Source organism: Psychrosphaera aestuarii, assembly GCF_017948405.1.
In the GTDB taxonomy this organism is placed as follows: Bacteria; Pseudomonadota; Gammaproteobacteria; order Enterobacterales; family Alteromonadaceae; genus Psychrosphaera; species Psychrosphaera aestuarii.
In genome coordinates, this window is the sequence record NZ_CP072844.1 from 1,091,387 (window position 1) to 1,117,948 (window position 26,562).

Below are 26,562 nucleotides of genomic sequence, written 5' to 3' on the forward strand. Positions count from 1 at the left end.
AATGACAGAGGCAATCAGCATCAGCAGTGACGGAATTGAACAATTACCGTTAAGGCGTTTTACAGAAGATGCCTATTTAAACTACTCCATGTACGTGATCATGGATCGAGCGCTCCCTCATATCGGTGATGGTTTAAAGCCTGTTCAGCGCCGAATCATTTACGCAATGTCAGAGCTAGGTTTATCTGCGGCTGCAAAATATAAAAAATCTGCACGTACCGTTGGTGATGTATTAGGTAAATATCATCCGCATGGTGATAGTGCATGTTATGAAGCAATGGTGTTGATGGCTCAACCATTTTCTTATCGTTATCCTTTAGTAGACGGACAAGGAAACTGGGGTGCAGCAGATGATCCTAAATCATTCGCTGCCATGCGTTACACCGAAGCTCGTTTATCAAAAGTATCTGAAATTTTATTGTCTGAGTTAGGTCAGGGCACCGTTGAGTGGCAACCTAACTTTGACGGTACAATGAAAGAACCAGTTACCTTACCAGCACGATTACCTCATATACTTTTAAATGGTATTACCGGCATAGCTGTTGGTATGGCTACTGATATACCGCCACATAACATAAGAGAAGTAGCGCAAGCGTGTATTCACTTACTTAAAGAGCCTAAAACAGAACTTCCGCAATTGATGGAATACGTTAAAGGTCCAGATTATCCAACTGAAGCTGAAATTATCACGCCAAGCGCCGATATCGCGAAGATTTATGAAACCGGCAAAGGCAGCATTAAAATGCGCGCTACGTTTGTTGAAGAAAATGGCGATATTGTTATTAACGCGCTGCCGCATCAAGTATCAGGCGGTAAAGTTTTAGAACAGATTGCGGCGCAAATGCAGGCTAAAAAGTTACCTATGGTAACGGATCTGCGCGATGAGTCTGATCACGAAAACCCAACTAGAATCGTTATTGTTCCGCGCTCAAACCGAGTTGACGTTGAACAAGTCATGCAGCATTTGTTTGCATCAACGGATTTGGAAAAAAGCTATCGAGTAAACCTTAACATGCTTGGTTTAGATGGTTTGCCAAAAGTAAAAGGCTTAAAACAAATACTAACGGAGTGGATTGAGTATCGCCGAGGTGTTGTTACTCGTCGTTTGCAATATCGTTTAGACAAAGTGTTAGCTCGACTTCACATTCTTGAAGGCCTGTTAGTCGCGTTCTTAAACATTGATGAAATCATCGATATCATTAGAACGGAAGAGCACCCTAAACAAGTATTAATGGAGCGCTTTGGCCTATCAAATACGCAAGCGGAAGCTATTTTAGAAATTAAATTACGTCAGTTAGCTAAGCTTGAAGAAGTTAAAATTAAAGCGGAACAAGCTGAGTTAGCCAAAGAGCGTGATCACCTGCAAAGCTTATTAGGTTCAAATACCAAATTAAACAACCTTATTAAGAAAGAACTTGCTGCAGACGCTGAAGCTTACGGTGACGATAGACGCTCGCCAATTGTAGTGAGAAGTGAAGCAAAAGCGATTTCGGCCAAAGACCTAGTACCAAGTGAGTCTGTGACCGTTGTGTTATCAGATAAAGGCTGGGCACGCTGTGCAAAAGGCCATGACGTTGAGCCTGAAAAACTAGGTTATAAATCCGGTGACGGCTTTAAATCTGCCGCCAAAGGCAAGAGCAATCAACCTGTTGTCTTTATTGACAGCTCAGGGCGAAGTTTTAGTGCCGATGCACATTCACTGCCGTCAGCCCGAAGCCAAGGTGAGCCTTTGAGTGGACGTTTTAGTATTGTTGCTGGCGAGACGCTGGAACATACTTTGATGGCTGCTACTGAGCAACAGTATTTAGTGTCATCAGATGCGGGTTATGGCTTTGTCTGTAAGTTTGAGGACATGCTCACTCGCCAAAAAGCCGGTAAAGCTTTGGTTAGGTTACCAACTGGAGCTAAGTTATTAGCACCACAAACGGCTGGTGATATTCAGAATGAAGACTGTTTGGTGATTTCAAATGAAGGGCGCATGTTGGTCTTCCCGCTTAAAGATCTGCCTGTATTATCAAAGGGTAAGGGTAATAAAATCATAAACATTCCTTCTGCGCGTGCTGCTAGTAGAGAAGAGGTTGTTAGCCAGATTGTTGTTGTTCCTGAAAACGCAAACGTAGTGCTACATGCTGGAAAGCGAAAACTCACTCTAACGGCAAAAGACATAGATCATTATCGTGGAGAGCGAGGTCGTAGAGGCAGTAAGTTACCTCGCGGGTTGCAGCGAGTTGATCGTGTTGAAGTTGAAATGAAAGTAACAAACGACGACATCATTAATGATGACGCGACCACAGAGGGATCGTCAGAAGGTTAATGTTAATCCCATAGTTATTTATGCAATGACTTGGGCATAGGTGTTTATTTTAAAGCCACAGATATTAAATTCTGTGGCTTTTTTACATCTAGCTCACCAGACTTCTAAGTTGTTAAATATAAAGTGTCCGATCGGACACTTCAAACTGTCCGCGGACGCTTTCAAATCATCCTTTTCTTGTTTTTATCTTATTTATCAGTTGTTTAGATTTTGGCACGGTCCTCGCTTTAACCAGCTTACTGTATTAGTTATACGACGCATGAATGAGTCCATTCATGGTCAATGGAGCAGAAAAGATGATTAAGGATACAAGCGCACAAGATGTTGCCGTTGAGTCTAAGCCAAACATAAAAAAAGTTGTAAGCATCACGCTAGTTTTAATTATCGTGCTTGCGTTCACTATTAAGGCTCTGATGAGCGGAGCTTCCGTTAGCCACTCGTTTAATCGTTCATCAATGCAAATTGCCAAGGTTGAGATGGGTGAGTTGATAAGAGACATTGTTTCTAATGGGCGCATTGTTGCGGCCAACGCACCTCAAATTTACAGTCCAGAACAAGGTTTTGTTTCACTAAAAGTAAAAGCAGGAGACGAGGTGGAGCTTGATCAAGTTGTCGCAACGGTAGAAAGCCCTGAACTTGCTAACCAGTTAAAACAAGAAACCTCGGAAATGGAACGACTTAAAGGGGAACTCGCGCGTCAGGAGTTAGATGCCCGTAGTCAAACATTACAATTAACAAAACTGTTGGATATTGCGCAAGTAGATTTAGAAGCCGCGCAACGAGAAAATCGTCGGGCACATGCGTCAATGAAGAGTAATTTAATTAGCCAAATTGATTTTGAAAAAGCGGTGGATGACCTAGCAAGAGCGGAGCTAACTCACAAGCACGCCAAGGAAGAAGTGAGTATCGCGAAAGAGCGTTTAGCTTTTGAATTAGCCAGTGCTAAAAGTACAGTGTCACGCCAAGCATTAGTGTTAGAAGAGCTAAAACGTAAGATTAACGACCTAAATATACTTGCGACAGTAAAAGGCGTTGTTGGTAATTTAATTGTTCAGCAGCGGGCGTTAGTCAAAAAGAACGACGCGTTAATGACGTTAGTTGATTTAAGTGCATACGAAGTTGAGTTAAACGTGCCAGAGAGTTATGCCAATGACATTGGTATTGGAATGCAAGCTGAAATAAATATCGCCGGCAGCACCTTCTTGGGCAAGCTTTCTGCAATTTCACCAGAAGTAAAAAATCGCCAAGTTACGGCACGTGTGCGCTTTGAACAGCAGCAATTAAATGGCATCAGACAAAACCAGCAAGTCTCAGCCAGGGTGTTACTCGAAAACAAAACAAATGTAATGAAAGTACGCCGTGGCAGCTTTATGCAAGCCGGTGGATTTTATGTTTTTAAAGTTGAAGGCGATATTGCCAAAAAGGTCGATGTTCAGCTTGGCGCAATAAGCATGAGAGAAGTGGAAATACTGTCAGGCTTAATAGCTGGCGATGAAATTATTATCTCCAATTATGACGAATACAGTAAAGCAGATACGTTCTTATTAAATTAATAAAAGCGCCAGCTATCAATTTGTTTTATCAAAAATTTGCGACGTGAACCAGTTAAATTCAGAAAGGAATAACACAATGTTAAACATGAAAAATATCAGCAAAGTCTATCAAACGGAAAAAGTCCAAACTCACGCATTACGCGACTTTAATTTAGAAGTAAAAGAGGGTGAATTTATTGCCGTGACTGGACCGTCAGGCTCTGGAAAAACAACGTTCTTGAATATTGCCGGTATGTTGGAACCATTTTCGAGTGGTGAATTTATGCTGGATGACGTGAATGTTGGTTCATTGAGTGACAATGAAAGAGCTGACTTAAGAAACCAAAAGATTGGCTTTATTTTCCAAGGTTTTAATCTAATACCTGATCTGAATTTATATGAAAACATTGAAGTTCCTTTACGCTATCGGGGTATAAAAGCAGCTGAACGTAAAATTAGAATTGAGGAGTGCTTAGAAAAAGTTGGGTTAGCCAGTAGAGCCAAACATTTACCTCAACAATTATCAGGTGGTCAACAACAACGCGTAGCAATTGCGAGAGCATTGGCTGGCAAGCCACGCTTTTTGTTAGCCGATGAGCCAACGGGTAATTTAGATAGCCTGATGGCCCGTCAAGTAATGGAGCTGTTGGAGAATATCAACACCGAAGGCTCTACTATCATAATGGTGACGCATGACCAAGAGTTAGCTCGCAGAGCGCCGCGCAATATTCAGGTAGTTGATGGTCAGTTAGCGGACTTTACCTTGTACCAAAATAAATCTTCAGATTCCGTATCGGCGCGAGTCGAACAGTCTATTGCGGAGGTGTAATATGTTTCTTCATTACATAGACCTGAGTTGGCGCAGTCTAAAGCGCACACCTTTGGTATCAGCGCTTATGATTCTCGCCATAGCAATTGGCATTGGTATAACGATGACGAGCTTATCGGTTTATCACATGATGTCTATGGATCCTATCCCACATAAAAGTGACCAACTTTTTGCAGTACAACTTAATACAACCGATGATGGCAATAACTGGTGGACACCAGATGATGTACCGTATCAACTTACCTATAAAGACGCCCTGTTTTTGCATAATGCAGAAATGCCTGTTCGAAAAACGGCGTCTATTCGTACTGCGTTTACTGTTCATATGAATAATCAAGACGTTAAGCCCGCATTATCAAGTGTCCGAGCAGCAGGGAAAGACTTTTTCAGCATGTTCGATTTAGAGTTTATTTATGGCTCGTCGTGGAGTGACGCTCAAGAAGCCGCTGCTGAGTCAGTCGTTGTAATAAACGAAGAAACTAACAATAAGTTGTTTGGCGGCCAAAATTCTGTAGGTAAACAAATATATCTAGACGACACGATTTTTACTGTTGTAGGCGTTACTAAAAGTTGGGACATTCATATTAAGTACTACGACTTAAATAACGGATCGTTTAGTGCGCCTGAGCCTATCTTTATTCCAATTACATTATGGGAACCAATGCGACTCGTTAGTCGAGGTAACACCAACGGCTGGAAGCATGAAAACGTAACGACGTTTGAAGGCCAGCTGCAATCGGAAATGTTTTGGGTACAGTTTTGGGCAGAACTGCCAACGGAGAAAGACGTCCAAAAGTACCATGACTTTTTGTTTGCGTACTTAACTGAACAAGGTACCAAAGGCCGATATACACGCGAAGTACCGCAGTTCAACTTAAAAGATGTTAACGAATGGATGGAATACAATAACGTGGTATCGGAAGACAACAAGATATTGGTTGGATTAAGCTTTATGTTTTTGGCCGTATGCTTAGCCAATATTTTAGGCTTGTTACTCGGTAAGTTTATTCGAAGAGCTCCAGAAATTGGCGTGCGACGAGCACTCGGTGCAAGTAAACGTCAGATATTTCTCCAGCATCTAGTGGAAGTCTCGGTACTTGGACTATTAGGTGGATTGATTGGTATTGGCATCGCGCAACTTGGCCTGTGGGGCGTGCGCGTTACGAGTAGCGAATATGCAGAACTCGCTGGTATGGATTTCACAATGATTTTAACAGCACCAGCAATAGCAATTGGTGCTTGTATCATCGCAGGCCTTTATCCCGCTTGGCTTGTATGCAAGACACAACCTGCCATCTACTTAAAGACGCAATAGGAGCACATCATGTTAGAAATTAAACCTATATTTAATTCATTGCTTCGCTCTAAGGCGGGCGCAGTAATGCTGCTGATCCAAATAGCTATTACCACTGCCATCGTGAGCAACGCCTCATTTATTGCCAATGATCGCATTGAATTCTTAACCCAAGAAACGGGTTATCCAGAAGATGAAATCTTTAGTTTTACGACAATGACGTTTGATAAGGAGCTCGACCTTTCTCAAAAGTTTGAAGAAACTGAGACTATGCTTCGAAACATTCCCGGTGTAAAAAATGCGGCATTGTTTAACGCTGTACCGTTATCTGGAAGTGGTTCTGGCGGTGGATTAAGGCTAACACCAGCGACAGAAGGTGGCCAAGACGTTCGAACATCGTATTTTTTATCCGATGAAAACGCGCTAGATACGCTGGGTATTAATTTAATAGAGGGTAGGAACTTTCGTCTTGACGAAGTGATAATATCTCAAAGCAGAGACGTATTTCCTGAAGTTGTAGTGGTTACAAAAGCATTGGCCTTAGAGTTGTTCCCAGAGGGCAATGCGCTTGGACAAACCGTTTTCTTTGGTGTATCGCCGATGAAAATTATTGGTATTACTGAACCAATGAAGAGTGCATGGTTAAAAGACAGTAGACCAGATAATGTATCTATAATGCCTTATGTTGGCGCGTCGATGTTTCAAAAAATCATTGTTCGTAGTGAGCCTGAACAACGCTCTGCCATCATGCGACAGATTGAAGACTTGATGATTCAAGACCATAACAAACGTGTCATTATTGGGTTACAAGGTATGGATGACGATAAACGAGAAAACATTTCGTCAGATATTTTAATGTTGCGTATGCTTATTACGCTTATTGTGGTGCTTGTTCTTATTACAGGTCTAGGCATATTTGGTTTGACAGTATTTAATATTAATAAACGTACTAAACAAATAGGCACACGCCGAGCACTTGGCGCTAGAAAGTCTGACATTGTAAGATATTTTTTAATTGAGAATGCGATTATTTGTGTATTCGGTATTGCGCTTGGTGTCGTCGCCGCCATTTTAATGGGCCAGATGTTACTAGAGAACTACTCAATGCCAGCGTTAAATACAACTTATGTAGCCGTTACCGCTGTGTTTATTTTTATTGCAAGTTTGTTGTCGGTCGTTATGCCAGCTTCTAAAGCTGCAAATATTTCGCCGAGTATCGCAACTCGTAGTATTTAGATCGCATAATTGATAGGCTTAATTCATTGAAGCTATTAGAAATATTCAAGCAATGAGTAGATGATGGACAAAATATTAATCGTTGATGATACACCCGCCGTTTTACAAGCCTTGTCCTTGTTGCTTGAAATTCATGGTTACGATGTTGTTACCACAACGTCACCTGTAGAAGCCCTACAATACGCTAACCAGCTACGTGTCTCTCTTGTTATTCAAGATATGAATTTCACGGGCGACACAACATCTGGGGAAGAAGGCAAAACGTTATTTTATCAACTGCGCGAACTTGACCCACATTTACCTGTTATTTTAATCACGGCATGGACAGATCTAGAGCAAGCCATTGAACTCGTTAAAGCAGGAGCCGTGGATTACATTGCCAAACCTTGGGATGACCAGAAACTATTAAACACAATTGCTAATTTGGTTGCTTTAGGTAAGGCGAATCAAGCCAAAGCGAAATTACTGCGCCAGCAGTCAGCGGATGACAGCACAAAATCAAAGGCCAGTAGTGTTGGTTTAGTTTATGCCAGTGCAGCCATGCAGCGTGTCGTTGATATGGCAGTACAAGTCGCAAAATCAGATATCTCCGTATTAATTACTGGAGCTAATGGTAGCGGCAAAGAAAAAATAGCCGAAGTGATCCAGGCTAATTCTCTTATTGCAGATAAACCATTTATTAAAGTTAATTGTGGCGCGTTACCGGCCGACTTAATCGAAGCTGAGTTATTTGGTGCTGAGGCAGGCGCGTATACCGGAGCCAATAAAAAACGAATTGGTCTGTTTGAAGCCGCCGATGGAGGCACTCTATTTTTAGATGAAATTGGCAACTTACCTTATTCTGGACAGACAAAGCTGTTGCGAGTGATCCAAACAGGGGAATTTCAACGCCTTGGTTCAGTAAATACCATTAAAACAAATGTCAGGGTTATCTCTGCCACAAATAGTAATCTTTTAGATGCCATTGCAAGTGGTCACTTTAGGGAAGATCTATTTTATCGGTTAAATGTTATTGAACTTAACGTTCCTCCTTTATCGAGTCGGTTAGACGATATTATGCCGTTGGTACATCACTTTTTACCAAACAGAGAGATTAGTTTGTCGGCCGAAAACGCGCTTAAAGCTCATCATTGGCAGGGCAATGTAAGAGAATTAGAGAACAGCTGTAAAAGAGTCGCAGTATTGAAACCGACGGGTGTAATTGAAGCTATAGACTTTGCGTTTAACCAACAAATGAATATCGCTACACCAACGAGAATAGCTGCCCAAGTTAATTTGATTTCTCAAACTGATGGAACTTCTCAAGCCAATTTAGCTTCGCAAACAAATACATCAAAACCCGCCACTTTAGAAGTCTCAAAAGAAGCATTAGAAGCTGCTATGAGAGGTGAAAAAGGCGTGATAGCTCGTGTTGCTCGTCAATTTGGTTTAAGTAGACAAGCTTTGTATCGGCGCTTAGATAAATATGAGATCCCTTACTAATGTTGAACAAGGTTTTATCTAAAATACTAACGGTTGTTGCGCTAATCAGCAGTATTTGTTGCATACCGCTATTCCTGTTAGATGGACTATCTCTAAATATTAAAATACTCAGTGCCATAACAGTGGTGAGTGTGAGTGTGTTATTAGGGCGCTATTTGTTAAGAGACATTAGAGAGGGCTTGTCTGCATTAGAGCTTGGCTTGTTGAATTTAAAAGACGGTGAGTACTCCACAACTTTGTCTTATCAGAATAAAGATGAGTTGGGTAAGTTATGTTCGCTTTATAATTCCACCGCGTTACAACTTAGAGAAGAGAAACATTGGATTTATCAACGGGAATTGTTGCTAGATAAAGTCACGCAAAGCTCTCCAGAAGCGCTTTTTCTAGTTAATGACCAACAGCAAGTTATTTTCAGTAATATTGCTGCTAGACGTTTTTTTAACTATTCAAAGGGGTTGGATGGCAATCTTCTTTCGCACTTATTAAAAACGGCTCCCAAAGGCGCCCAAGCCGCTATTGCCGAAAAGAAAGAGGGCCTCTTTTCAATCGTTTTTGATGAGGATGAGCCGCAAACTTGGCATATGTCTACAGGGAAGTTTTCATTAAATAACCAAGGGCATACTCTGTTTATTTTAAAACAAATGACTCGAGAACTTAGCCGCCAAGAAGTAGCTGTGTGGAAAAAAGTCATTAGAGTGATAAGTCATGAATTAAACAATTCTCTGGGACCAATATCATCCATGCTACATAGTGGCGGTATTATTAGCGAAAAGCTCAAAGAAGAGCGTTTGACGCGCGTATTCTCAACGATTGATGAGCGAATCCAGCACTTAAGTGACTTTGTGCAAGGCTATGGTAAGTTTGCCAAGTTACCTGAACCAAATGTCCAACCTATTAGCTGGGATCAATTGATTGCAACACTTAAGTCTCAATGGCGATTTATTGATTTATCAGAGTCTGGGCAAACCGTTTATGCGGATCCAATTCAATTAGAACAATTGATAATCAACCTATTAAAGAATGCACATGAATCAGGTTCGTTACCTGGTGACGTGAGTATTCAACTTGAGCAACGACAAAACGAATCTTGTATTTCGGTAATGGATAAAGGCAAAGGTATTTCCGAAAGCGTGATGGCAAATGCATTAATACCTTTTTATTCTACTAAGCCTAGTGGCAGCGGTCTTGGACTCGCGTTATGTAGGGAAATTACAGACGCACACCATGGTCATATCGGACTTTTTAACCGAGATGAAGGTGGTTTAGCGGTGAGAGTAGTGCTTCCATTCAAAAACTAACATGCGATTCTATTGCTCTATCTACAAATAGTGAAATTGACTCCGATTTAACAAAACTTTAGCTTACAGGTGTTCGCTGACTTTGCTACAATGCGCCTTTAAATTATTGGAGTTCTATTTGTGCTGGCTATTTTACGTGTATTGCTTTTAGGTGTGTTCTTTATTTTATCTACAGCCTTCCTCCTTTTATATCTAATCATTAAGCCGTTTCAGCGAAATAATGTTCACATGGTAGCAACCGTCTACGGCTCATTTGCAAAAATGCTTGGCTTAAAAATTGTACTTCGTGGTAAAGAAAATCTTTTATCAGAGCCTGTGGTTTATATTGGCAATCACCAAAACACTTGGGACATATTTACAGCCTCTAACGCGGTTAGAAAAGGCACGGTAAGTGTTGGCAAAAAAAGCTTAAAGTGGATGCCATTTTTTGGGCAGGTATATTGGTTGTCTGGCAACATCTTGATTGACCGTGCCAATCGCACTAAAGCTCATGGCACAATTGGTCAAGCGGCTCAAAAAATTCGTGAAAAGAAAATATCTGTATGGTTATTTCCAGAGGGAACACGTTCACGCGGCCGTGGTTTAATGAAGTTTAAAACAGGTGCTTTTTATACGGCATTTATGGCGGGCGTTCCTATGGTTCCCGTTGCAATAAGCAGTACGCATGAGCGTATCAAACTTAATCGTTGGGATAACGGTGAAGTTATTATTGAGTATATGAAGCCTGTTGCAATTGAAAGCGATGAAAAACAATACATAAGAGCCAAAGCAGAAGAAGTAAGAGAATTAATGTCTAAAAAAATTGACGAATTAAACTCAGAATTAGGCTATATTCCACAATCAGAAGAGACAGGTAAAAAAGGTTAATAATGGAACCGATAGATTGGCAAGAATTTAGTAACGACATTATCGAACAACTTATAGAAGATGGCTCTAATACAGAAGCTATGTATGGCATAGAACACCACTTTGTTGCAGAGACTGCTGATGCTGCAGACAAAGCTCAGCAAGCGGCGTTTTTAAAAGGCTGGGACATCTCTGAAATAGAACAAGTTGAAACAGAAGATGGTGAGTTAGTATTTTGCTTTGATGTTGATACAGAGTGTCCATTAGATGAAATAATTATAAATGAAGAAGTAGAAGAGATGGTGGCATTCGCAGAAGCTCATGATCTTGAATATGATGGCTGGGGTACTCACTTCGAAGAGTGATTTGCGCCAACGTTATATAAAGAAGCCCACTGTCGTTAAACGACGTGGGCTTTTTTGATCGCCCTACATTATCGGACAGTCTAGTTTTATAATGTAATTAATGAACGCTAGCCATACCAAAGTTGAACCTACGCGCCTTACTTAGAAAGCTAATGATGAGATAATAAAAAACGGCCCTTAAAGGACCGTTCTGTCATTTTACTCAATAGCGTTTAGACTATTCGTCTAAGAATGTCTTAAGTGGCTCTGAGCGAGAAGGGTGACGTAATTTACGTAGTGCCTTCGCTTCAATCTGACGAATACGCTCACGGGTAACGTCAAACTGTTTGCCTACTTCTTCTAGCGTATGGTCGGTATTCATATCGATACCAAAACGCATACGAAGAACTTTTGCTTCACGAGCTGTTAAACCAGATAGTACATCACGAGTGGCGTTTTGTAGGCCTTCTGATGTAGTAGTATCTACTGGAGAAGAAATCGTAGTATCTTCAATAAAATCACCTAAGTGCGAATCTTCGTCATCACCAATTGGTGTTTCCATAGAAATTGGCTCTTTCGCAATTTTTAAGACTTTACGAATCTTGTCTTCTGGCATAACCATACGTTCTGCTAGTTCTTCAGGCGTTGGTTCACGACCCATTTCTTGTAGCATTTGACGTGAAATACGATTTAATTTATTGATCGTTTCAATCATATGGACAGGGATACGAATTGTTCTAGCTTGGTCTGCAATTGAACGTGTAATTGCCTGACGAATCCACCACGTAGCATAAGTAGAGAATTTATAACCACGACGATATTCGAACTTATCAACCGCCTTCATCAAACCAATGTTACCTTCTTGAATTAGATCCAAGAATTGTAAACCACGGTTTGTATATTTTTTAGCAATCGAGATTACTAGACGTAAGTTCGCTTCAACCATTTCTTTTTTAGCACGACGAGCTTTTGCTTCACCGATTGACATACGACGGTTGATATCTTTAATAGACTCTACGTTTAATAGAGTTTCTTCTTCAATATCACGCAATTTCGAAATGCTACGACGAATTTCAATGTCTACGTCGATTAGCTTTTTCGCAACAGGATCGTCACCTTTTTGCAATAAGTCTAACCAAGACGTCTTGGTTTCATTACCAGGGAAAATTTTAACAAAGTCTTTCTTCGGTAACTTTGCATATTCACAACAGTGTTTCATGATTAAACGTTCTTGAATACGAACTCTGTCCATCATGTCACGCATGTTTTTTACAAGGCGATCAAACTGCTTAGGAATTAGTTTAAATAGGCGGAAATGTTCACCAAGTGCCGCAATTTTTTCTTGCGTGTCAGGGTGAGCGCGACCTAATTCATTAATTGAAACCGTTGACTCATCATATAAGCGACGTAATTCAATAAAGTGTTCACGAGCTTCTTCAGGATCTGGACCTGTATCAACTTCTTCTTCGTCTTCATCATCATCGTCATTATCATTGTCGCCATCTTCATCAGCTAACTGATCTTCAGACAATTCTGAACCAACATGCGTTGCAGCAGGAGCTACATCATCTTCATTTGGATCTAAGAAACCATTGATAATATCGCTAAGTCGAATTTCTTCTGCTTCGTATTGGTCCCATTGGTCCAATAAGTAGCTAATTGCTTGAGGATACTCGGCAACTGAAGACTGTACCGTGTAGATACCTTCTTCAATACGTTTGGCAATGACAATTTCGCCTTCACGTGTTAAAAGTTCAACGGTACCCATCTCACGCATGTACATACGAACAGGGTCGGTAGTACGGCCGATTTCTTTTTCAACAGTTGCTAATGCAGCTGCAGCAGCCTCGACAACTTCGTCATCGCTGGTTTGTTCTTGCATTAATAATTCGTCGGCATCAGGTGGTGTTTCACACACCTTGATACCCATGTCGTTGATCATCTGAATGATGTCTTCGACCTGATCGGCGTCGATCATATCCTGTGGAAGGTGATCGTTAACTTCAGCAAAAGTTAAATAACCTTGCTCGCGACCTTTAATTATAAGAAGTTTTAATTGAGACTGAGGAGTTTGCTCCATACAGATTATCTTCCACCTACTAGTTGAACATCAAATTCTGGAAAAGAAATTCCCTATGTTTGGAATAATTTAAACCAAGCATGGAAAAATCGAACTGCATATTATAACAGCAGAATCTTTATCTGGCTATGAAATAAAGGAAACCAAATTAAATATTCTGTAGCTCAAGTGTAGTCGAGAGCTCAGGATAAGATAGATGAAAGTTATTTTTTTAAAGCTGACATTAAAGCGACGTATTCTGATTTTTCAGTAGCATCTAATCGGCCTGTTTTAAACTTTATTAACAAACCTTCTAAACGCTTTTCTAAGTAGCTATCTTGTAACGACTTAAATGTTTCTGAGAACTCCGCAATAAGATTATCTGGATGAATTTGATGTTCCCATGCGATGAGTTGAGCTAAGTATGGGTACTCTTTGCTGTCTCGAAAGCGCTCTAATAAAACCGGTGAACTAAGGTTTGGTTCATCGACTAAGTTTTTTTGTATGCGAATAAATAAATCAAAGCCCGGCAACTCAGCGTTCGCTAATGCAGGAATAAAAGGAATTTCGCTAGCCAAAGCAGGGTGCTGAAGCATTAAGCCAATCGCACGTCTCATAGGCGTTATTTGAAACTCAGTTTGACGTTGCTTAACGTCTGCAACTGGAGAGCGAGAAGCTATTTTAATTTGATCGACTTGTTTCCCAACCAAGCGTGCCAGCTTAGCTAATAACGCCTCTTTGTAATAATCGCTCGGTATAAGCGAGATAAGTGGTTTCGCTTGAGCTAATAGAGCTGATTTGCCGGCATCATCAGTTAGGTTTAATTGATCAACAAAATGCTCAAAAAAATAATCAATTAATGGTGTTGATTTGGCTAAACGTTGCTCAAATGCTTCTTTGCCTTCTTGTTGAACCATAGTATCTGGGTCTTCACCATCGGGGAGAAAACAGAATCGTAAGTCCACACCATCTTTTAATTGAGGTAAGGCGTTCTCTAGCGCTCGCCATGCCGCATCCCTTCCTGCACGGTCTCCATCATAACAACAAATAACTTTTCGGGTTGCTCGAAACAGCATTTGCATGTGGTCTTGTGTTGTTGCTGTGCCCAATGCTGCAACGGCATAGCTTATACCTTGTTGCGCCAATGAGACAACATCCATATAGCCTTCTACTATTATTACCTGGTCTAGGTTTTTATTAGCCATTTTGGCTTGGTGGAATCCATACAGCTCTCGACCTTTGTGAAATATACGTGTCTCTGGGGAGTTGAGATATTTTGGTGTGCCGTCATCCATTACTCGACCACCAAAACCAACAACTCTGCCTCTTTTATCTCGGATAGGGAACATCACACGGTTTCTAAAAAAGTCGTATGTACGACCTTTATCATTAGAGGTTAGTATTTTTAAATCAAGAAGTTGTTGTTTGGCTTCCGAGGTTTTACCGAGCGTTGTTAATGCTGAATCCCACTTGTCTGGGGCAAAGCCGATACCATATCGTTGGGCAATTTCCCCGGATAATCCGCGTGATTTTAAATATTCAATAGCGCCAGGACCATTCTCATCATGTTTTAATTGATGTTGATAAAAGCGAGAGGCATTTTCCATCAAATCGTAATCGGATTGTTTTTGTTCTTTGCTTACGGTTGGGTAGTGTTTGGTTTTACCGCCTGATTGCTCTCTTGGAACATCCATGGAGTTTAAGCGAGCTAATTCTTCTATTGCTTCTACAAACTCGAGCTGTTCATACTCCATTAAAAAACTAACGCTATTACCATGCACACCGCAACCAAAACAGTGGTAAAACTGCTTATCGGGACTTACTGAAAACGATGGCGATTTTTCATTGTGAAAAGGACAACAGGCTTGATAGTTTTTCCCAGCTTTCTTAAGTGGGACTCTCGCATCTATTAATTCTACAATATCTGTGCGAGCGACAACGTCATCAATAAAACCTTTTGGAATTCGTCCTGCCAAAGTGCTCTCTCATTTATATAAATAATGTGGGTGTGAATTATTGCAGAAAAGTGAATTTAAGAAAATGAAAAGTTAGAACTTCAATGTTTTACTGTACTGCCTACTTTACTGTAATAACGCTATTCTATAGACCGAGTGCCACTAAACAGTATTTGCGCAAGGCTTACTAATTGTATAGCTTAACGTTTAGGCATAAAAAAACCACAAATAAAAATTTGTGGTTTTTTTAGCAATAAAAGCTGTGATTACTTATTTAAATACGTTCTCACAAGGCCACTGACCTTTCCCATATCAGCACGACCAGTTAAAGTCGGTTTCAACTCTGCCATTACTTTGCCCATATCCTGCATACCTGACGCGGAGGTAGATTCAATAGCATTCGCGATAAGTGATGACACTTCTTCCTCAGACAATGGCTGAGGCATGAAGGCTTCAATAACTTTAATTTCAGCCGCTTCTTTTGCTGCTAACTCTGGACGATCTGCTTGTTCAAATTGTGATTGGGAATCACGGCGCTGTTTAACCATTTTGGTTAAGATAGCGATAACTTGCTCATCATCCAGTTCAATTCTTTCGTCAATCTCTTTTTGCTTTACGGCTGCTAAAACCATGCGAATTGCACCAAGACGTTCTTTGTCTTTGTTACGCATTGCATCTTTTTGCGCATCTTTAAGCGTTGTAACTAAGCTCATTTGCTTCCTTACGAAAAGAGATTAAACCAATATTAGTAAAGCTTGATACGACGAGCGTTTTCGCGAGACACTTTTTTCAAGTGACGCTTAACAGCCGCAGCTTTCTTACGCTTACGTGCCCAAGTTGGCTTTTCGAAGTGCTCACGACGACGTACTTCAGAAAGGATACCTGCTTTTTCACATGAACGCTTGAAACGACGAAGAGCTACGTCAAACGGTTCGTTCTCTTTTACTTTAATTACTGGCATTTAAAAATTCACCTCAGTATTTGTGTATTAATGGTTATCTATTTAACCAAGACTAATAAAAATGGTGCCGTATTCTATAGCCAAATTACTCACAAAGTAAAGTCTTTATTTAAACGTGAATAGATTAATTCTCTGGAGCATTTAATGGAGGTTGGGTAGAATGCCGTCGTTAATTATCAATCGCTGTGGAATTTAGAATGTTAATATTAGCTATAGAGTCTTCTTGTGACGAAACTGGTGTCGCTTTATACGATACAGAACAAGGCCTTATTGGTCACGAAGTGTATAGCCAAATAAAAATCCATGCGGATTACGGTGGTGTTGTTCCAGAACTAGCATCTCGAGATCATGTTCGTAAGACAATTCCAATTATAAAAGCATTAATGGCCAAACATGACTTAAATAAATCTGATATTGCAGGTATTGCATATACAGCGGGGCCAGGTCTTGTTGGTGCACTTATGGTTGGAGCTTGCATAGCAAAGTCTTTGGCGTTCGCATGGGGTGTGCCAGCTATTGAGGTGCATCATATGGAAGGTCATTTGTTAGCGCCGATGTTAGAGGATAAACAACCTGAGTTCCCATTTGTTGCTTTATTAGTATCGGGCGGGCACACACAAATTGTTGAAGTAAAAGGTATCGGTGAGTACCAAATTTTGGGTGAGTCAATTGATGATGCCGCCGGCGAAGCCTTTGATAAAACAGCAAAGCTTCTTGGGCTGGATTATCCAGGAGGCCCAATGTTGGCTAAATTAGCGTTAAATGGCGAGCCAGGACGTTTTAAGTTTCCACGACCTATGACTGATCGACCTGGTTTGGATTTTAGTTTTAGCGGCCTAAAAACCGCAGCAGCAAATGCGATTCGAAAAGAGGGGATTCATTTAGCGGGCGGTCAATCTAGTCAAGTAGATGCCCCTGCAAATGTAGAGCAGACAAAAGCCGATATTGCTCATGCGTTTCAGCAAGCGGTTGTAGATACAATTGCAATCAAATGTCGTAGGGCGATGGAACAAACCGGACATAAAACGCTGGTCATTGCTGGTGGCGTAAGTGCCAACACTGAGTTACGTGAAAAGCTTGAGGTGTTGATGAAAAAGCAAGGCGGTTCTGTATTTTATCCTCGTCCAGAGTTCTGTACTGATAATGGCGCTATGATAGCTTACGCGGGGGCTCAAAGGCTTCATCAAGGGACTACTGACTTAAAAGTAAAAGCGAAACCACGCTGGTCGATTGAAGAATTACAACCTCTGCTTTGATTTAGGCTCTTCACCTTTAATTAAGCGTAAAATATTTGGGATGTGCCTCAAAATAATAAATATTGCCAGCATAGTTACAGGCAGTGTGTATTTTGGGGCTATAAAATAAGTTGCTATTGGAGAGACGCCAACAGATACAATAGCAGCGAGCGACGAATAACCTGTTAATTTGAAGACAGCGATCCAGGCCAATAATAAAACCGCACCTAAACTAATTCCAACGGGTAGTAAGCATCCTAATGCGGTAGCAACAGCCTTGCCGCCTTTGAATTTGAAAAATACTGGAAACATGTGACCTAAACAGCAAGCAATCGCGGTAAAACCAATTTCCATAGGTGATAAGCCAAGATAGTAACTTCCCCACGTTGGCACAATACCTTTTAATATATCTAATCCAAGCACTTTTAAAGCCGTAGAACGACCTGCGATACGATATATATTTGTAGCACCGGGGTTGTTCGAACCTTGTGTTCGAGGATCAGGCAAATCTTTAGTCCGGCTGATTAAAATCGCAAAATTAATCGAACCGATCAGGTAGGCAACAACAATTGTTATGAAAAAGTCAAAAGACATCAGTTCCTCAACAGATGAATATACGCTAGAATTCGCGCTCGAATTATTTTCGAACAAATTGCATGGTATCTGAGCAATCGCCGGACTTCAAACCATGAACGCGAAATATTAACAATATCAGGGCAAAACATGATTCAAGACATCGTTTTTATAGAAGCGCTAAAAGTAGATACCGTCATTGGTGTGTATGAGTGGGAAAAAAGCATTCAACAAACGCTTCAGTTTGATGTTGAAATGAGAACGGATATTAGCGCAGCCGCCAAAGTCGATGATTTGTCGAAAACAGTAGATTATGCCGTTGTTGCTGAAGATATTGTTCGATTGGCCAAAGACAATCAAGCCGAGTTAATTGAAACGGTTGCCGAAAAAGTGGCAGAGCAAATTCTGACACACTACTCGGTTAATAGTGTAAAGATTACATTAAGAAAGCTTGGCGCAGTTGCCAGTACAAAAAGTGTTGGCGTAATAATAGAGCGTGACTCTAGCCAGTATGCGAAATAAATAATCATTGGATTTATCAAAGAATAACAAGGATATAAAAGAATGGGTTTGATTGAGATTATCGTATTGGCAATCTTGCAAGGGTTAACTGAGTTCTTGCCGATATCCAGTTCAGCGCATTTAATCTTGCCGTCACAAATGTTTGGTTGGGATGACCAAGGACTCGCATTTGACGTTGCCGTTCATGCTGGTAGTTTATTTGCAGTTGTACTTTATTTTAGGAATGAAGTATCAGCCATGACTGTTAGTTGGGTAAAATCTTTCTCAGGGCGTAAAGATAAAGAAAGCAATTTAGCTTGGTTAATCATTCTTGGTGTAATACCGGCAGGTTTGATTGGTTTTGCATTAGATGACTTTATTGAAGGCAACTTGCGAAGCTCTGCGGTTATTGCCACTACGACCATCATATTTGGCTTGTTGCTATGGTACGCCGATGCAACTGCAAAACAAAATACCGATGAATATCAAGTCACAGTTAAAAAAGTCCTTATCATAGGTTTTGCTCAGGTGTTGGCGTTAATCCCTGGGACTTCAAGAAGTGGTATAACAATTACGGCCGGCTTGATGGTTGGTTTGACTCGTCAAGCTGCAGCGCGATTTTCATTTTTATTATCGATACCGCTTATTCTAGCTGCTGGCGGTTATCAAACTCTTAAGCTAGCTCAACAAACTATGCCTGTTGATTGGGCAGCAATTGGTCTTGGAACCTTGTTGTCTTTTGTATCAGCTTACGCATGTATCCACTATTTCTTAATATTAGTTGAGAAAATAGGCATGCTACCTTTTGTTATCTATCGATTACTTCTTGGTGCTATCCTAATATTTTTCTTTATCTAAACTAGAAAAATGTAGCTGTTAACTTGAGGTGGTAATTCAACCCGGTTAATAATCCACATTAAGACTAGCCTTCGTTCAACTACGTTAGGCTAGTTTTGATTTAGCTTGAGTAATAGCTTCAATTCGACGCTGACGAACTTCTTCTTTTATTTCTGGTCCTTTGAAACCTGCCGCAATGACATCTTTAATCGCGACGCTATTAGCGACTTCAAATATACTTCTTAAATAATCAGTCTGTTTATATTCTGCATTCTCGAAGCCTGTGCGCCCTCGCATGTCAGCTGTACAACAAGTTAGAAACTGCTCAAACCTTATTGGTTTTCGCCACGCATCTAGTCGGTCAAAAAGTTTTATCAATGTTTCAGGTTTTAATTCATAAGCGCGGTGCGTGTGTGTATGAAACTCGCTAAGTAATATTGCTAAATCGCGTGGTTCATTTGGTACTCTGAGACGCTCACAAAAGGCCTTAATCGGTACTATGCCGGATTTTTCATGGCCGTGATGTCTAGGATAATCCACTGGCTTTGTTAGGCCCTTGCCAAAGTCATGACATAAGCAAGCAAAACGAACGGCTAAGTCATTTGACAGCAGTTGAGCCTGTTTGACTACCAACATGGTATGTATTCCAGTGTCAATTTCAGGATGCCATTTAGGAGGATTAGGAACGCCCCATAAAATATCAAGCTCCGGCATAATAACTTTCAAGGCACCGCATTCTCGTAAGACTTCAAAATAGACTTGTGGGTCCTGTTCATTTAGCGCCGACTCGGTCTCTTGCCACACTCTCTCCGGTACTAAAGCGTTAACTTCGCCGTTTGACACTATTTCTTTCATTAGAGCCAGCGTTTCTGGAGCCACTGAAAAACCAAGGTGATGGTACCTTGCTGCAAACCTGGCGACTCTAAGAACTCTTAACGGATCCTCAACAAACGCGTTGGATACATGTCGAAGGAGTTTGTTATTTAGATCGACCTGACCGTTATACGGGTCATGAATCGTACCATCCTCGCTCATAGCCATTGCGTTTATGGTTAAATCTCTACGCTGTAAGTCCTGCTCTAGCGTGATGTCTGGTGTAAACTCACAGGTAAAGCCCGTGTAACCCGAGCCTTGTTTTTTTTCAGTGCGAGCGAGGGCATATTCCTGTTTGTCAGTAGGATGTAAAAAAACAGGAAAAGATTTACCGACTTGCTGATACCCAAGATCAAGCATTTGTTTGATTGTCGCGCCTGTTACTAAATAATCGTTATCTTTAACGGGATAATTTAGTAGCTTGTCACGAACAGCACCACCAACTAGATATATTTGCACAATGACTCCCACCGCATACTGCTTTATAGATTAAGTATATTCTGAAATACAAAAAAAGTCCTTGTGGAAAGTAGTTGATTTTTCGAGGTTGGTCGGTATGGTTGGCTCAATTCAAATATTTATCAAACCGCACCAGTTGTGAGCAAGTTTCATGTACCTAGAGTATTTTCAGTTAAACCAAGAACCGTTTAATATAGCGCCAAACCCAAATATGATGTACCCAAGTCAGCGCCATCAAGAAGCAATTGCTTACTTACAGTATGGGTTACGTGGTAACGGCGGTTTTGTTATGTTGACGGGAGAGGTTGGTACAGGTAAAACCATGGTCTCGCGCGCAGTACTGTCTGATTTACCCGATGAATTACATGTTGCGTACATTCTCAACCCAACATTGAATCGAATTCAATTATTACAGACTGTATGCGACGCTTTTGAATTGCAACTCGATGAGACATCTGACCATAAAAAGTTGTCAGATGCATTGCAAGCCTTTTTAGTGACAAGTCATGAGAAGGGTGAAAGTTGCCTGCTTGTAGTAGATGAAGCTCAATTATTGGATGTTGACGCTCTTGAACAATTGCGTCTATTTACCAACATTGAAACTAACGACAAGAAGTTATTACAGATAATTTTAATTGGGCAGCCAGAGTTACAAGAAAAATTAGCGCAACGTGAGTTGCGTCAGTTGGCCCAGCGAATAACAGCACGTTATCACTTGCTGCCACTTACTGAACAAGAGACCTCGGCATATGTAAATCATCGATTGCAGTCAGTGGGGGCTAGTCGCCCATTATTTGATAAAAAAGCGATTAGTGCCTTGTTTAGATACTCAAAAGGAACGCCTAGATTGATAAATTTATTGGCAGATCGTGCCTTAATGGGGGCGTACGCGGGTAACCGCTTCTATGTTGATGCAAAACTAGTAAAACAGGCATCGAGTGAAATTTTAGGTATTGCAAATGAGACAAGTAGACTCTGGTCATGGCTGTCATTTTTAAAGGGAAAAAGAGCGTGAGTTTTTTATACAAGGCATTGTTAAAAGATCAAGGCAAGCAAAGCCAACAAGCCAACCAGGACCAACAAGGTCAGAATCAAAATTACACGAATCAGGCCAGTCACGCAGCCGCCTACAATAATCAATATGCCTATTCAGAAATATCAGATCCGAGGTTTGCCAATCAAAATAATCGCCCATGGTTAGCTTGGTCTGCCATCGCATTTTTACTATTAATTATTGGTTTATTGGCTGGGTACATATTAGGAACGGAAAAAGTCTCTCCGCAAATTAAGGTGGGCTCTCACATTTTAGAAGCTGAGCGCAGTCAGACTGAGTTAGTTGGCGCTAATGCTAACGGTAAGGGGGCTGACCAGCCTAGTTCTGAACAAACAAATCCTAATGTTACTTATAACGACGTCAAACATGATGGTACGGCAGAAAGTAAGCAACCACTTGAGTCTGTGACCGCACAATCATTACCGCAAGAGCAGCAAGTTGTTAATGTTAGCACACCGGCTGAGTCATCACTGAATCAGTCAGCGACAAATAATTTGAACGTAGCCAATGTAACTGAGAATCTTACCGATTCAGTCGATGAAAATATAGTGGAGGACGAGCCTCAAGTAGTAATTAATGTTGCAGACATTAATAGTTCAAATATAACACTAGATGAAGTTCCCAGTGACTTACAAGCTAAGTTTGCGTTAGCCCTAGAGGAAACCGATACTGAAAATAACAAAGGTTTAAAAGGTGAAACTAGCAACGACAATCGCATTCAGGTCGAAGTTGATTCTAGTTTGGTTGATATTAAAGAGTTAAAAGGCAGTGATAAAGCGCTAATCCCGGAACTATTATACGAAATGCACATTTATTCTTCAGATGTAAATGAGCGTTGGGTAAGAATAAACAACATCACTTTATTTGAAGGCGATCGACTAACGCCTTATTTACGAGTTGCTGAAATTAGACAAGACTTAATCGTGTGGGAAAGCAGAGACAGACGTTTTATTCAAGTCGCACTTGAGGACTATCGCTAAATAGCAATTAAGCGGTATTTTGAATTATGGTTGATGGGACTGTTTGTTATAGATAATTCTCAGCAAAAATTCCGCGTTTGTTGCCGTAGTATAAACCTTCAATTTCTTCGTTGCGGCTGGTCTCTAGGTTAAAAACTTTAGCCGTTACATGATGACCAAGGTTTTCATTATAAATTACCTTAACAAATGGTCTTAAGTGATTGCCAACGTTATCTAGCACTAAACCGACTTTACCACTTTTTAGCTTAACTAAAGTGCCAGGTGGGTAAACCCCAATATTTTGAATAAACCGCTGTAACATATCATTATCAAACTCGCCATCTAGTGTCATCAGCTTTCGGTACGCCTGTAAAACACCGATTGGTTTGCCGTTAATTCCAACTCTAGTTAAATTGTCAAAGGCATTAACAATGCTAAATATACGTAAAGCGTCATTGATATCTGTTAGTTTTTTGCCCGCAGGATAACCAGAGCCGTCAATTTTTTCATGGTGTAGGCGAATGACATCTATGCTTTCTCTGGTTAAACTGCCGACCGACATTGCAATCTCTAAACCATTTTCAACATGATCAACGACTAAAAACTCATTTTCTGCTCGTTGCTTGTTGGTCAGCGTTTTGTCATTCGGCTGTTGGATGCTTTTAGACATAGTGAGTTTGCCTATGTCATGCAGTAATGCACCCATTACCCAGTTTTGTGCTACGTCAGTTGGCCACTTCATCTTTCTTAACATTGCGGCATAATAAGCAGCGCAGCGCAGTGCATGGCCAACTTGAAAATCTTTGTAGTGTTTAACACGCACAAGCGCCAGTGCTGGTGCCGAGTTTCGGTAAATAGATGCGATGAACTCCATAGCGGCGAGGTGCAGTGCGTTCACATCAAACAAGTTTTCATTGCGAATATAATCGAAGCTTTCCTCTAAAACAGAGGTTACGTTTTCTACAGACGCTTTGGCATTTTCAATTTCTTGACTAAATGGCACTCGGACAAATTGATCTTGGAAACTAAAGTCATCTGCTTCTAATTGATTTGCATTTTGGGTGGTATCAATAGTTACGCTAACAATGCCTTTAGCAACGAGCTCATTGATTTCCTGTTGCGTTCGTACCCAGCCAGAAGAAGCGACTTTCATGTGACCAATTTGCTGAGAGATATCCACCACATATTGCCCCGGCAATAGTCTGGTAATTGGAATTCGCTGCAATCCGTCACTCATGGGTTATCTCTTGTTTACTTTAAAATTAGTCTAATATTTCAGTCATGATACGGTTAATGTCAATTCCGTAATCTTCCGGTTTTACGCTTTGGGCAATTTCATCTTCGACACCCGGAGCGCCCAAATCAATTGTTTTTGATGGGATATAGCCTTTATTGGCCAAACTGTAAAAAACTTTAACAACAGGACATAAAGGGTTAACAAAGTTTGATTTTATTACAATACCAAGTTTATTACTTTTGGTTTGAATTAATGTTCCAACTGGATGGACACCCATACAATTTATAAATTCCGCTACTAAATTTGCGTCGAAACCAGTACCACTTTCTTTTCTTAGTATCTTAAATGCCATTATCGGCGTTCGAGCATTTTGATACACGCGAGATGCAGTAATAGCATCATATGTGTCACAGATACTGATCATTTTGGCAAACTGACTTAATTCATTTTCATTTTTGCCATTTGGATAACCGGAGCCATCTAAACGTTCATGGTGGTCTCGAACAACCTCTAAAATGGTCGGTGATAAATCGCTAGACTCTCTTAGTATGTCGTAACCTAATGTAACGTGCGAACGCATGATCACCATTTCATCATCAGTTAATCGCCCCGGCTTATGCAATACTTCATCAGGAATGTTTATTTTTCCTAAGTCATGCAAAAGGGCGCCGGTTGCTAAGTCATGAATTGTTTTTTCATCGATCTGTAAATGTTTAGCAAATATAGTCATGATGATAGAAACATTTATGGAGTGCTCCATTAAATAATCATCTTTTTGACGCATTCTTGTCATACAAGCCAGCGCGTCTTGATTTCGAAAAATAGAATCAATAAAACCATCAGCGACCTCTTTCATGCCACCGGTATCAATGGGTCGACCTGCTTTCATGTTTTTTAAGGCTTGACGTTGAAGTGTTTTAGCTTGGTTATATAGTTTTTTTGCTTTACCAATTTCATCTTTAAACGATGTCTTTGGTCGAACTTTTTCAACAGGAACTGCGGTGCTAACAGGCGCAACTTCAGGTTCTTTTTCATGTTCACTTTTGTCTAAGTCAACTAAAACCTTAGAAACACCTTTCGCTAAGAGATTATTTATCGATTTTTGGCTTCTAACAAACCCACCAGATTTAACGGAAAACCGTCCCGTTTGTTCAGTTACTTCGGCAACAAACATATTGCACTTGAGATCGCTAACTAAAAATTCTTTTAACATCGTATGAGTAGAGTTTGGTAGTTTTTAATCTAATCAATTTAACAAAAAAACGCATTTGAACCTATAAAAATATATAAAAACTTAGTCGTGAATTGGTAATCATTTACAACGGCAATTTACCTTAGGCGACAAAGCGCATATAATACGGCACTATTTTTTATCTAAGGGTTTTTCTAGTCGTGTCAAAACCGATCCAAGCCATTCGAGGCATGAATGATATTCTGCCGATTGAAACCGCTCAGTGGCAGCAAGTTGAAGCTGTATTACGCCAAACTGTAGCCAGTTATGGTTATTCAGAGATCCGCTTTCCAATTGTTGAATTTACGGACTTGTTTAAGCGTTCTGTTGGTGAAGTTACTGATATCGTTGAAAAAGAGATGTATACATTTGACGATCGTAACGGCGATTCATTAAGTTTACGTCCCGAGGGTACCGCAGTGTGTGTTCGTGCTGCAAATCAGGGCGCACTGTTATATAACCAACAGCAACGTCTTTGGTATACAGGCCCTATGTTTCGTCATGAACGTCCTCAAAAAGGTCGCTACCGCCAATTTCATCAGTTTGGAGTTGAATCTTATGGTTTTGCCGGTGCCGACATGGATGCAGAAGTTATCATGTTATCTGCTCGTCTGTGGAAAGCGTTTGGTATAACTGAACATTTAAAACTTGAAATCAACTCATTAGGAACCAGCGAAGCGCGTCAAGAGTACACAGCAGCATTAGTTGAGTTTTTGAAAAAACACGAAGACAAGTTAGATGAAGATTCAAAACGCCGTTTAGGTACTAATCCGTTAAGAATACTCGATAGTAAAAACGCGGATGTGCAAGAAATACTAAAAGATGCACCTCGTTTGTCTGAGCATTTAGATGAAGAATCAGCAGAAATGTTCAGTGAGTTAAAGGCAAGACTGGATGCCGCTGGCATTGAATACGTTGTAAATGAGCGCCTTGTTCGTGGTTTAGACTATTACAACCGAACTGTATTCGAGTGGGTTACTGAGAGTTTAGGTTCACAAGGAACAGTGCTTGCTGGTGGCCGTTACGACGGGTTAGTCGAGCAGTTAGGTGGTAAATCTACACCTGCAGTCGGTTTTGCAATGGGTATTGAGCGTTTGGTGCTTTTATTGCAAACATTAGGTATTTTAGTTGAACCAACATCAAGTGCCGATGTCTACATCGTAGCTCAGGGCTTAAGCGCAGAATTAAAAGCGGTTGAAATTGCCGAGCAATTACGACATTCTGCCCCTAGTTTGCGAGTTGTGAACCATTGCGGTGGTGGCAACTTCAAGAAACAAATGAAGCGTGCTGATAAATTAGGCGCTAAAGTCGCCCTAATTTTAGGTGAAGACGAAATAAATAATGAACAGGTTACTGTTAAAAACCTAGTTGTACAGGGTGAACAACAAACAGTAAGCTGGAGCGACGTAGCCAACCGAGTTCAAGAGTTGGTAGGACAAAATTGATATCTACG

General features: G+C 40.6%; 23 protein-coding genes. 15 read left to right on the top strand and 8 right to left on the bottom strand.

Going from position 1 to position 26,562, the window contains the following annotated elements; all coding sequences use genetic code 11:
- Position 1: 1 nt before the first annotated feature.
- From parC to rraB, 9 genes are all read left to right on the top strand, one after another.
- Positions 2-2,314: a DNA topoisomerase IV subunit A gene (parC, locus tag J9318_RS04995; protein WP_210561892.1), complete on the top strand. Its 2,313-nt coding sequence runs from the start codon at positions 2-4 to the stop codon at positions 2,312-2,314.
- 296 nt (positions 2,315-2,610) lie between these two features.
- The gene (locus J9318_RS05000) at positions 2,611-3,867 is read left to right on the top strand and encodes an efflux RND transporter periplasmic adaptor subunit (RefSeq protein ID WP_210561894.1); all 1,257 of its coding nucleotides are present in this window, start codon (positions 2,611-2,613) and stop codon (positions 3,865-3,867) included.
- Between the two features lie 76 nt (positions 3,868-3,943).
- On the top strand, positions 3,944-4,675 hold the full coding sequence (locus J9318_RS05005) for an ABC transporter ATP-binding protein (RefSeq protein ID WP_210561896.1): 732 nt from the start codon (positions 3,944-3,946) through the stop codon (positions 4,673-4,675).
- Between the two features lies 1 nt (position 4,676).
- Positions 4,677-5,990, top strand: coding sequence for an ABC transporter permease (locus tag J9318_RS05010; RefSeq protein WP_210561898.1), 1,314 nt, complete (start codon positions 4,677-4,679; stop codon positions 5,988-5,990).
- Between the two features lie 9 nt (positions 5,991-5,999).
- Positions 6,000-7,205 carry an ABC transporter permease gene (locus tag J9318_RS05015; RefSeq protein WP_210561900.1) on the top strand — a complete coding sequence of 402 codons (1,206 nt, stop codon included), beginning with the start codon at positions 6,000-6,002 and terminating at the stop codon, positions 7,203-7,205.
- Between the two features lie 63 nt (positions 7,206-7,268).
- Positions 7,269-8,687 (top strand): sigma-54-dependent transcriptional regulator, encoded by a 1,419-nt coding sequence (locus J9318_RS05020; protein WP_210562376.1) that lies wholly within the window; start codon positions 7,269-7,271, stop codon positions 8,685-8,687.
- Positions 8,687-9,985, top strand: a complete 1,299-nt coding sequence (locus tag J9318_RS05025; protein ID WP_210561902.1) for a sensor histidine kinase — start codon at positions 8,687-8,689, stop codon at positions 9,983-9,985. The genes J9318_RS05020 and J9318_RS05025 overlap by 1 nt, the downstream gene beginning before the upstream one ends.
- Positions 9,986-10,105: 120 nt before the next feature.
- Positions 10,106-10,852 (top strand): 1-acylglycerol-3-phosphate O-acyltransferase, encoded by a 747-nt coding sequence (locus tag J9318_RS05030; RefSeq protein ID WP_210561904.1) that lies wholly within the window; start codon positions 10,106-10,108, stop codon positions 10,850-10,852.
- Between the two features lie 2 nt (positions 10,853-10,854).
- Positions 10,855-11,196, top strand: coding sequence for a ribonuclease E inhibitor RraB (gene rraB, locus J9318_RS05035; RefSeq protein ID WP_210561906.1), 342 nt, complete (start codon positions 10,855-10,857; stop codon positions 11,194-11,196).
- Between the two features lie 217 nt (positions 11,197-11,413).
- Here rraB and rpoD read toward each other — a convergent pair whose 3' ends face one another.
- From rpoD to rpsU, 4 genes are all read right to left on the bottom strand, one after another.
- Entirely contained in the window at positions 11,414-13,255 is a 1,842-nt protein-coding gene (rpoD, locus tag J9318_RS05040) for an RNA polymerase sigma factor RpoD (RefSeq protein WP_210561908.1), read from the bottom strand.
- Between the two features lie 203 nt (positions 13,256-13,458).
- On the bottom strand, positions 13,459-15,210 hold the full coding sequence (gene dnaG / locus J9318_RS05045) for a DNA primase (RefSeq protein WP_210561910.1): 1,752 nt from the start codon (positions 15,208-15,210) through the stop codon (positions 13,459-13,461).
- A 245-nt stretch (positions 15,211-15,455) separates the two neighbouring features.
- The gene (locus tag J9318_RS05050; RefSeq protein WP_210561912.1) at positions 15,456-15,902 is read right to left on the bottom strand and encodes a GatB/YqeY domain-containing protein; all 447 of its coding nucleotides are present in this window, start codon (positions 15,900-15,902) and stop codon (positions 15,456-15,458) included.
- A 32-nt stretch (positions 15,903-15,934) separates the two neighbouring features.
- The gene (gene rpsU / locus J9318_RS05055; RefSeq protein WP_105053374.1) at positions 15,935-16,150 is read right to left on the bottom strand and encodes a 30S ribosomal protein S21; all 216 of its coding nucleotides are present in this window, start codon (positions 16,148-16,150) and stop codon (positions 15,935-15,937) included.
- A gap of 197 nt (positions 16,151-16,347) precedes the next feature.
- On the opposite strand from rpsU, the gene tsaD reads away from it, so the two are divergent.
- Positions 16,348-17,406, top strand: coding sequence for a tRNA (adenosine(37)-N6)-threonylcarbamoyltransferase complex transferase subunit TsaD (tsaD, locus tag J9318_RS05060; protein ID WP_210561914.1), 1,059 nt, complete (start codon positions 16,348-16,350; stop codon positions 17,404-17,406).
- Here tsaD and plsY read toward each other — a convergent pair.
- On the bottom strand, positions 17,389-17,979 hold the full coding sequence (plsY, locus tag J9318_RS05065; protein WP_210561920.1) for a glycerol-3-phosphate 1-O-acyltransferase PlsY: 591 nt from the start codon (positions 17,977-17,979) through the stop codon (positions 17,389-17,391). The two genes, tsaD and plsY, sit on opposite strands and share 18 nt — an antisense overlap.
- 129 nt (positions 17,980-18,108) lie before the next feature.
- Between plsY and folB the strand changes: the two genes are divergently transcribed.
- Both folB and J9318_RS05075 read left to right on the top strand, forming a co-directional pair.
- Complete coding sequence (gene folB, locus J9318_RS05070) at positions 18,109-18,480, top strand: dihydroneopterin aldolase (RefSeq protein ID WP_210561922.1); 372 nt, start codon at positions 18,109-18,111, stop codon at positions 18,478-18,480.
- 42 nt (positions 18,481-18,522) lie between these two features.
- Positions 18,523-19,317 (top strand): undecaprenyl-diphosphate phosphatase, encoded by a 795-nt coding sequence (locus J9318_RS05075; protein WP_210561924.1) that lies wholly within the window; start codon positions 18,523-18,525, stop codon positions 19,315-19,317.
- Between the two features lie 84 nt (positions 19,318-19,401).
- Here the strand turns inward: J9318_RS05075 and J9318_RS05080 are convergent, their stop codons facing one another.
- Complete coding sequence (locus tag J9318_RS05080) at positions 19,402-20,628, bottom strand: multifunctional CCA addition/repair protein (RefSeq protein WP_210561927.1); 1,227 nt, start codon at positions 20,626-20,628, stop codon at positions 19,402-19,404.
- A gap of 151 nt (positions 20,629-20,779) precedes the next feature.
- Here J9318_RS05080 and J9318_RS05085 point away from each other — a divergent pair, with 151 nt between their 5' ends.
- Positions 20,780-21,643 carry an ExeA family protein gene (locus tag J9318_RS05085; RefSeq protein ID WP_210561929.1) on the top strand — a complete coding sequence of 288 codons (864 nt, stop codon included), beginning with the start codon at positions 20,780-20,782 and terminating at the stop codon, positions 21,641-21,643.
- Positions 21,640-22,662 carry a general secretion pathway protein GspB gene (locus J9318_RS05090; protein WP_210561931.1) on the top strand — a complete coding sequence of 341 codons (1,023 nt, stop codon included), beginning with the start codon at positions 21,640-21,642 and terminating at the stop codon, positions 22,660-22,662. Before J9318_RS05085 ends, J9318_RS05090 begins: the two co-directional genes overlap by 4 nt.
- Before the next feature lie 46 nt (positions 22,663-22,708).
- Here the strand turns inward: J9318_RS05090 and J9318_RS05095 are convergent, their stop codons facing one another.
- A complete protein-coding gene (locus J9318_RS05095) occupies positions 22,709-23,878 on the bottom strand; it encodes a cyclic di-GMP phosphodiesterase (protein WP_210561933.1) in 1,170 nt (389 codons plus the stop codon).
- 25 nt (positions 23,879-23,903) lie between these two features.
- Positions 23,904-25,052 (bottom strand): cyclic di-GMP phosphodiesterase, encoded by a 1,149-nt coding sequence (locus J9318_RS05100; protein ID WP_244731906.1) that lies wholly within the window; start codon positions 25,050-25,052, stop codon positions 23,904-23,906.
- Positions 25,053-25,270: 218 nt separating this feature from the next.
- Here J9318_RS05100 and hisS point away from each other — a divergent pair, with 218 nt between their 5' ends.
- Positions 25,271-26,554 (top strand): histidine--tRNA ligase, encoded by a 1,284-nt coding sequence (gene hisS, locus J9318_RS05105; RefSeq protein WP_210561937.1) that lies wholly within the window; start codon positions 25,271-25,273, stop codon positions 26,552-26,554.
- Positions 26,555-26,562: the final 8 nt, after the last annotated feature.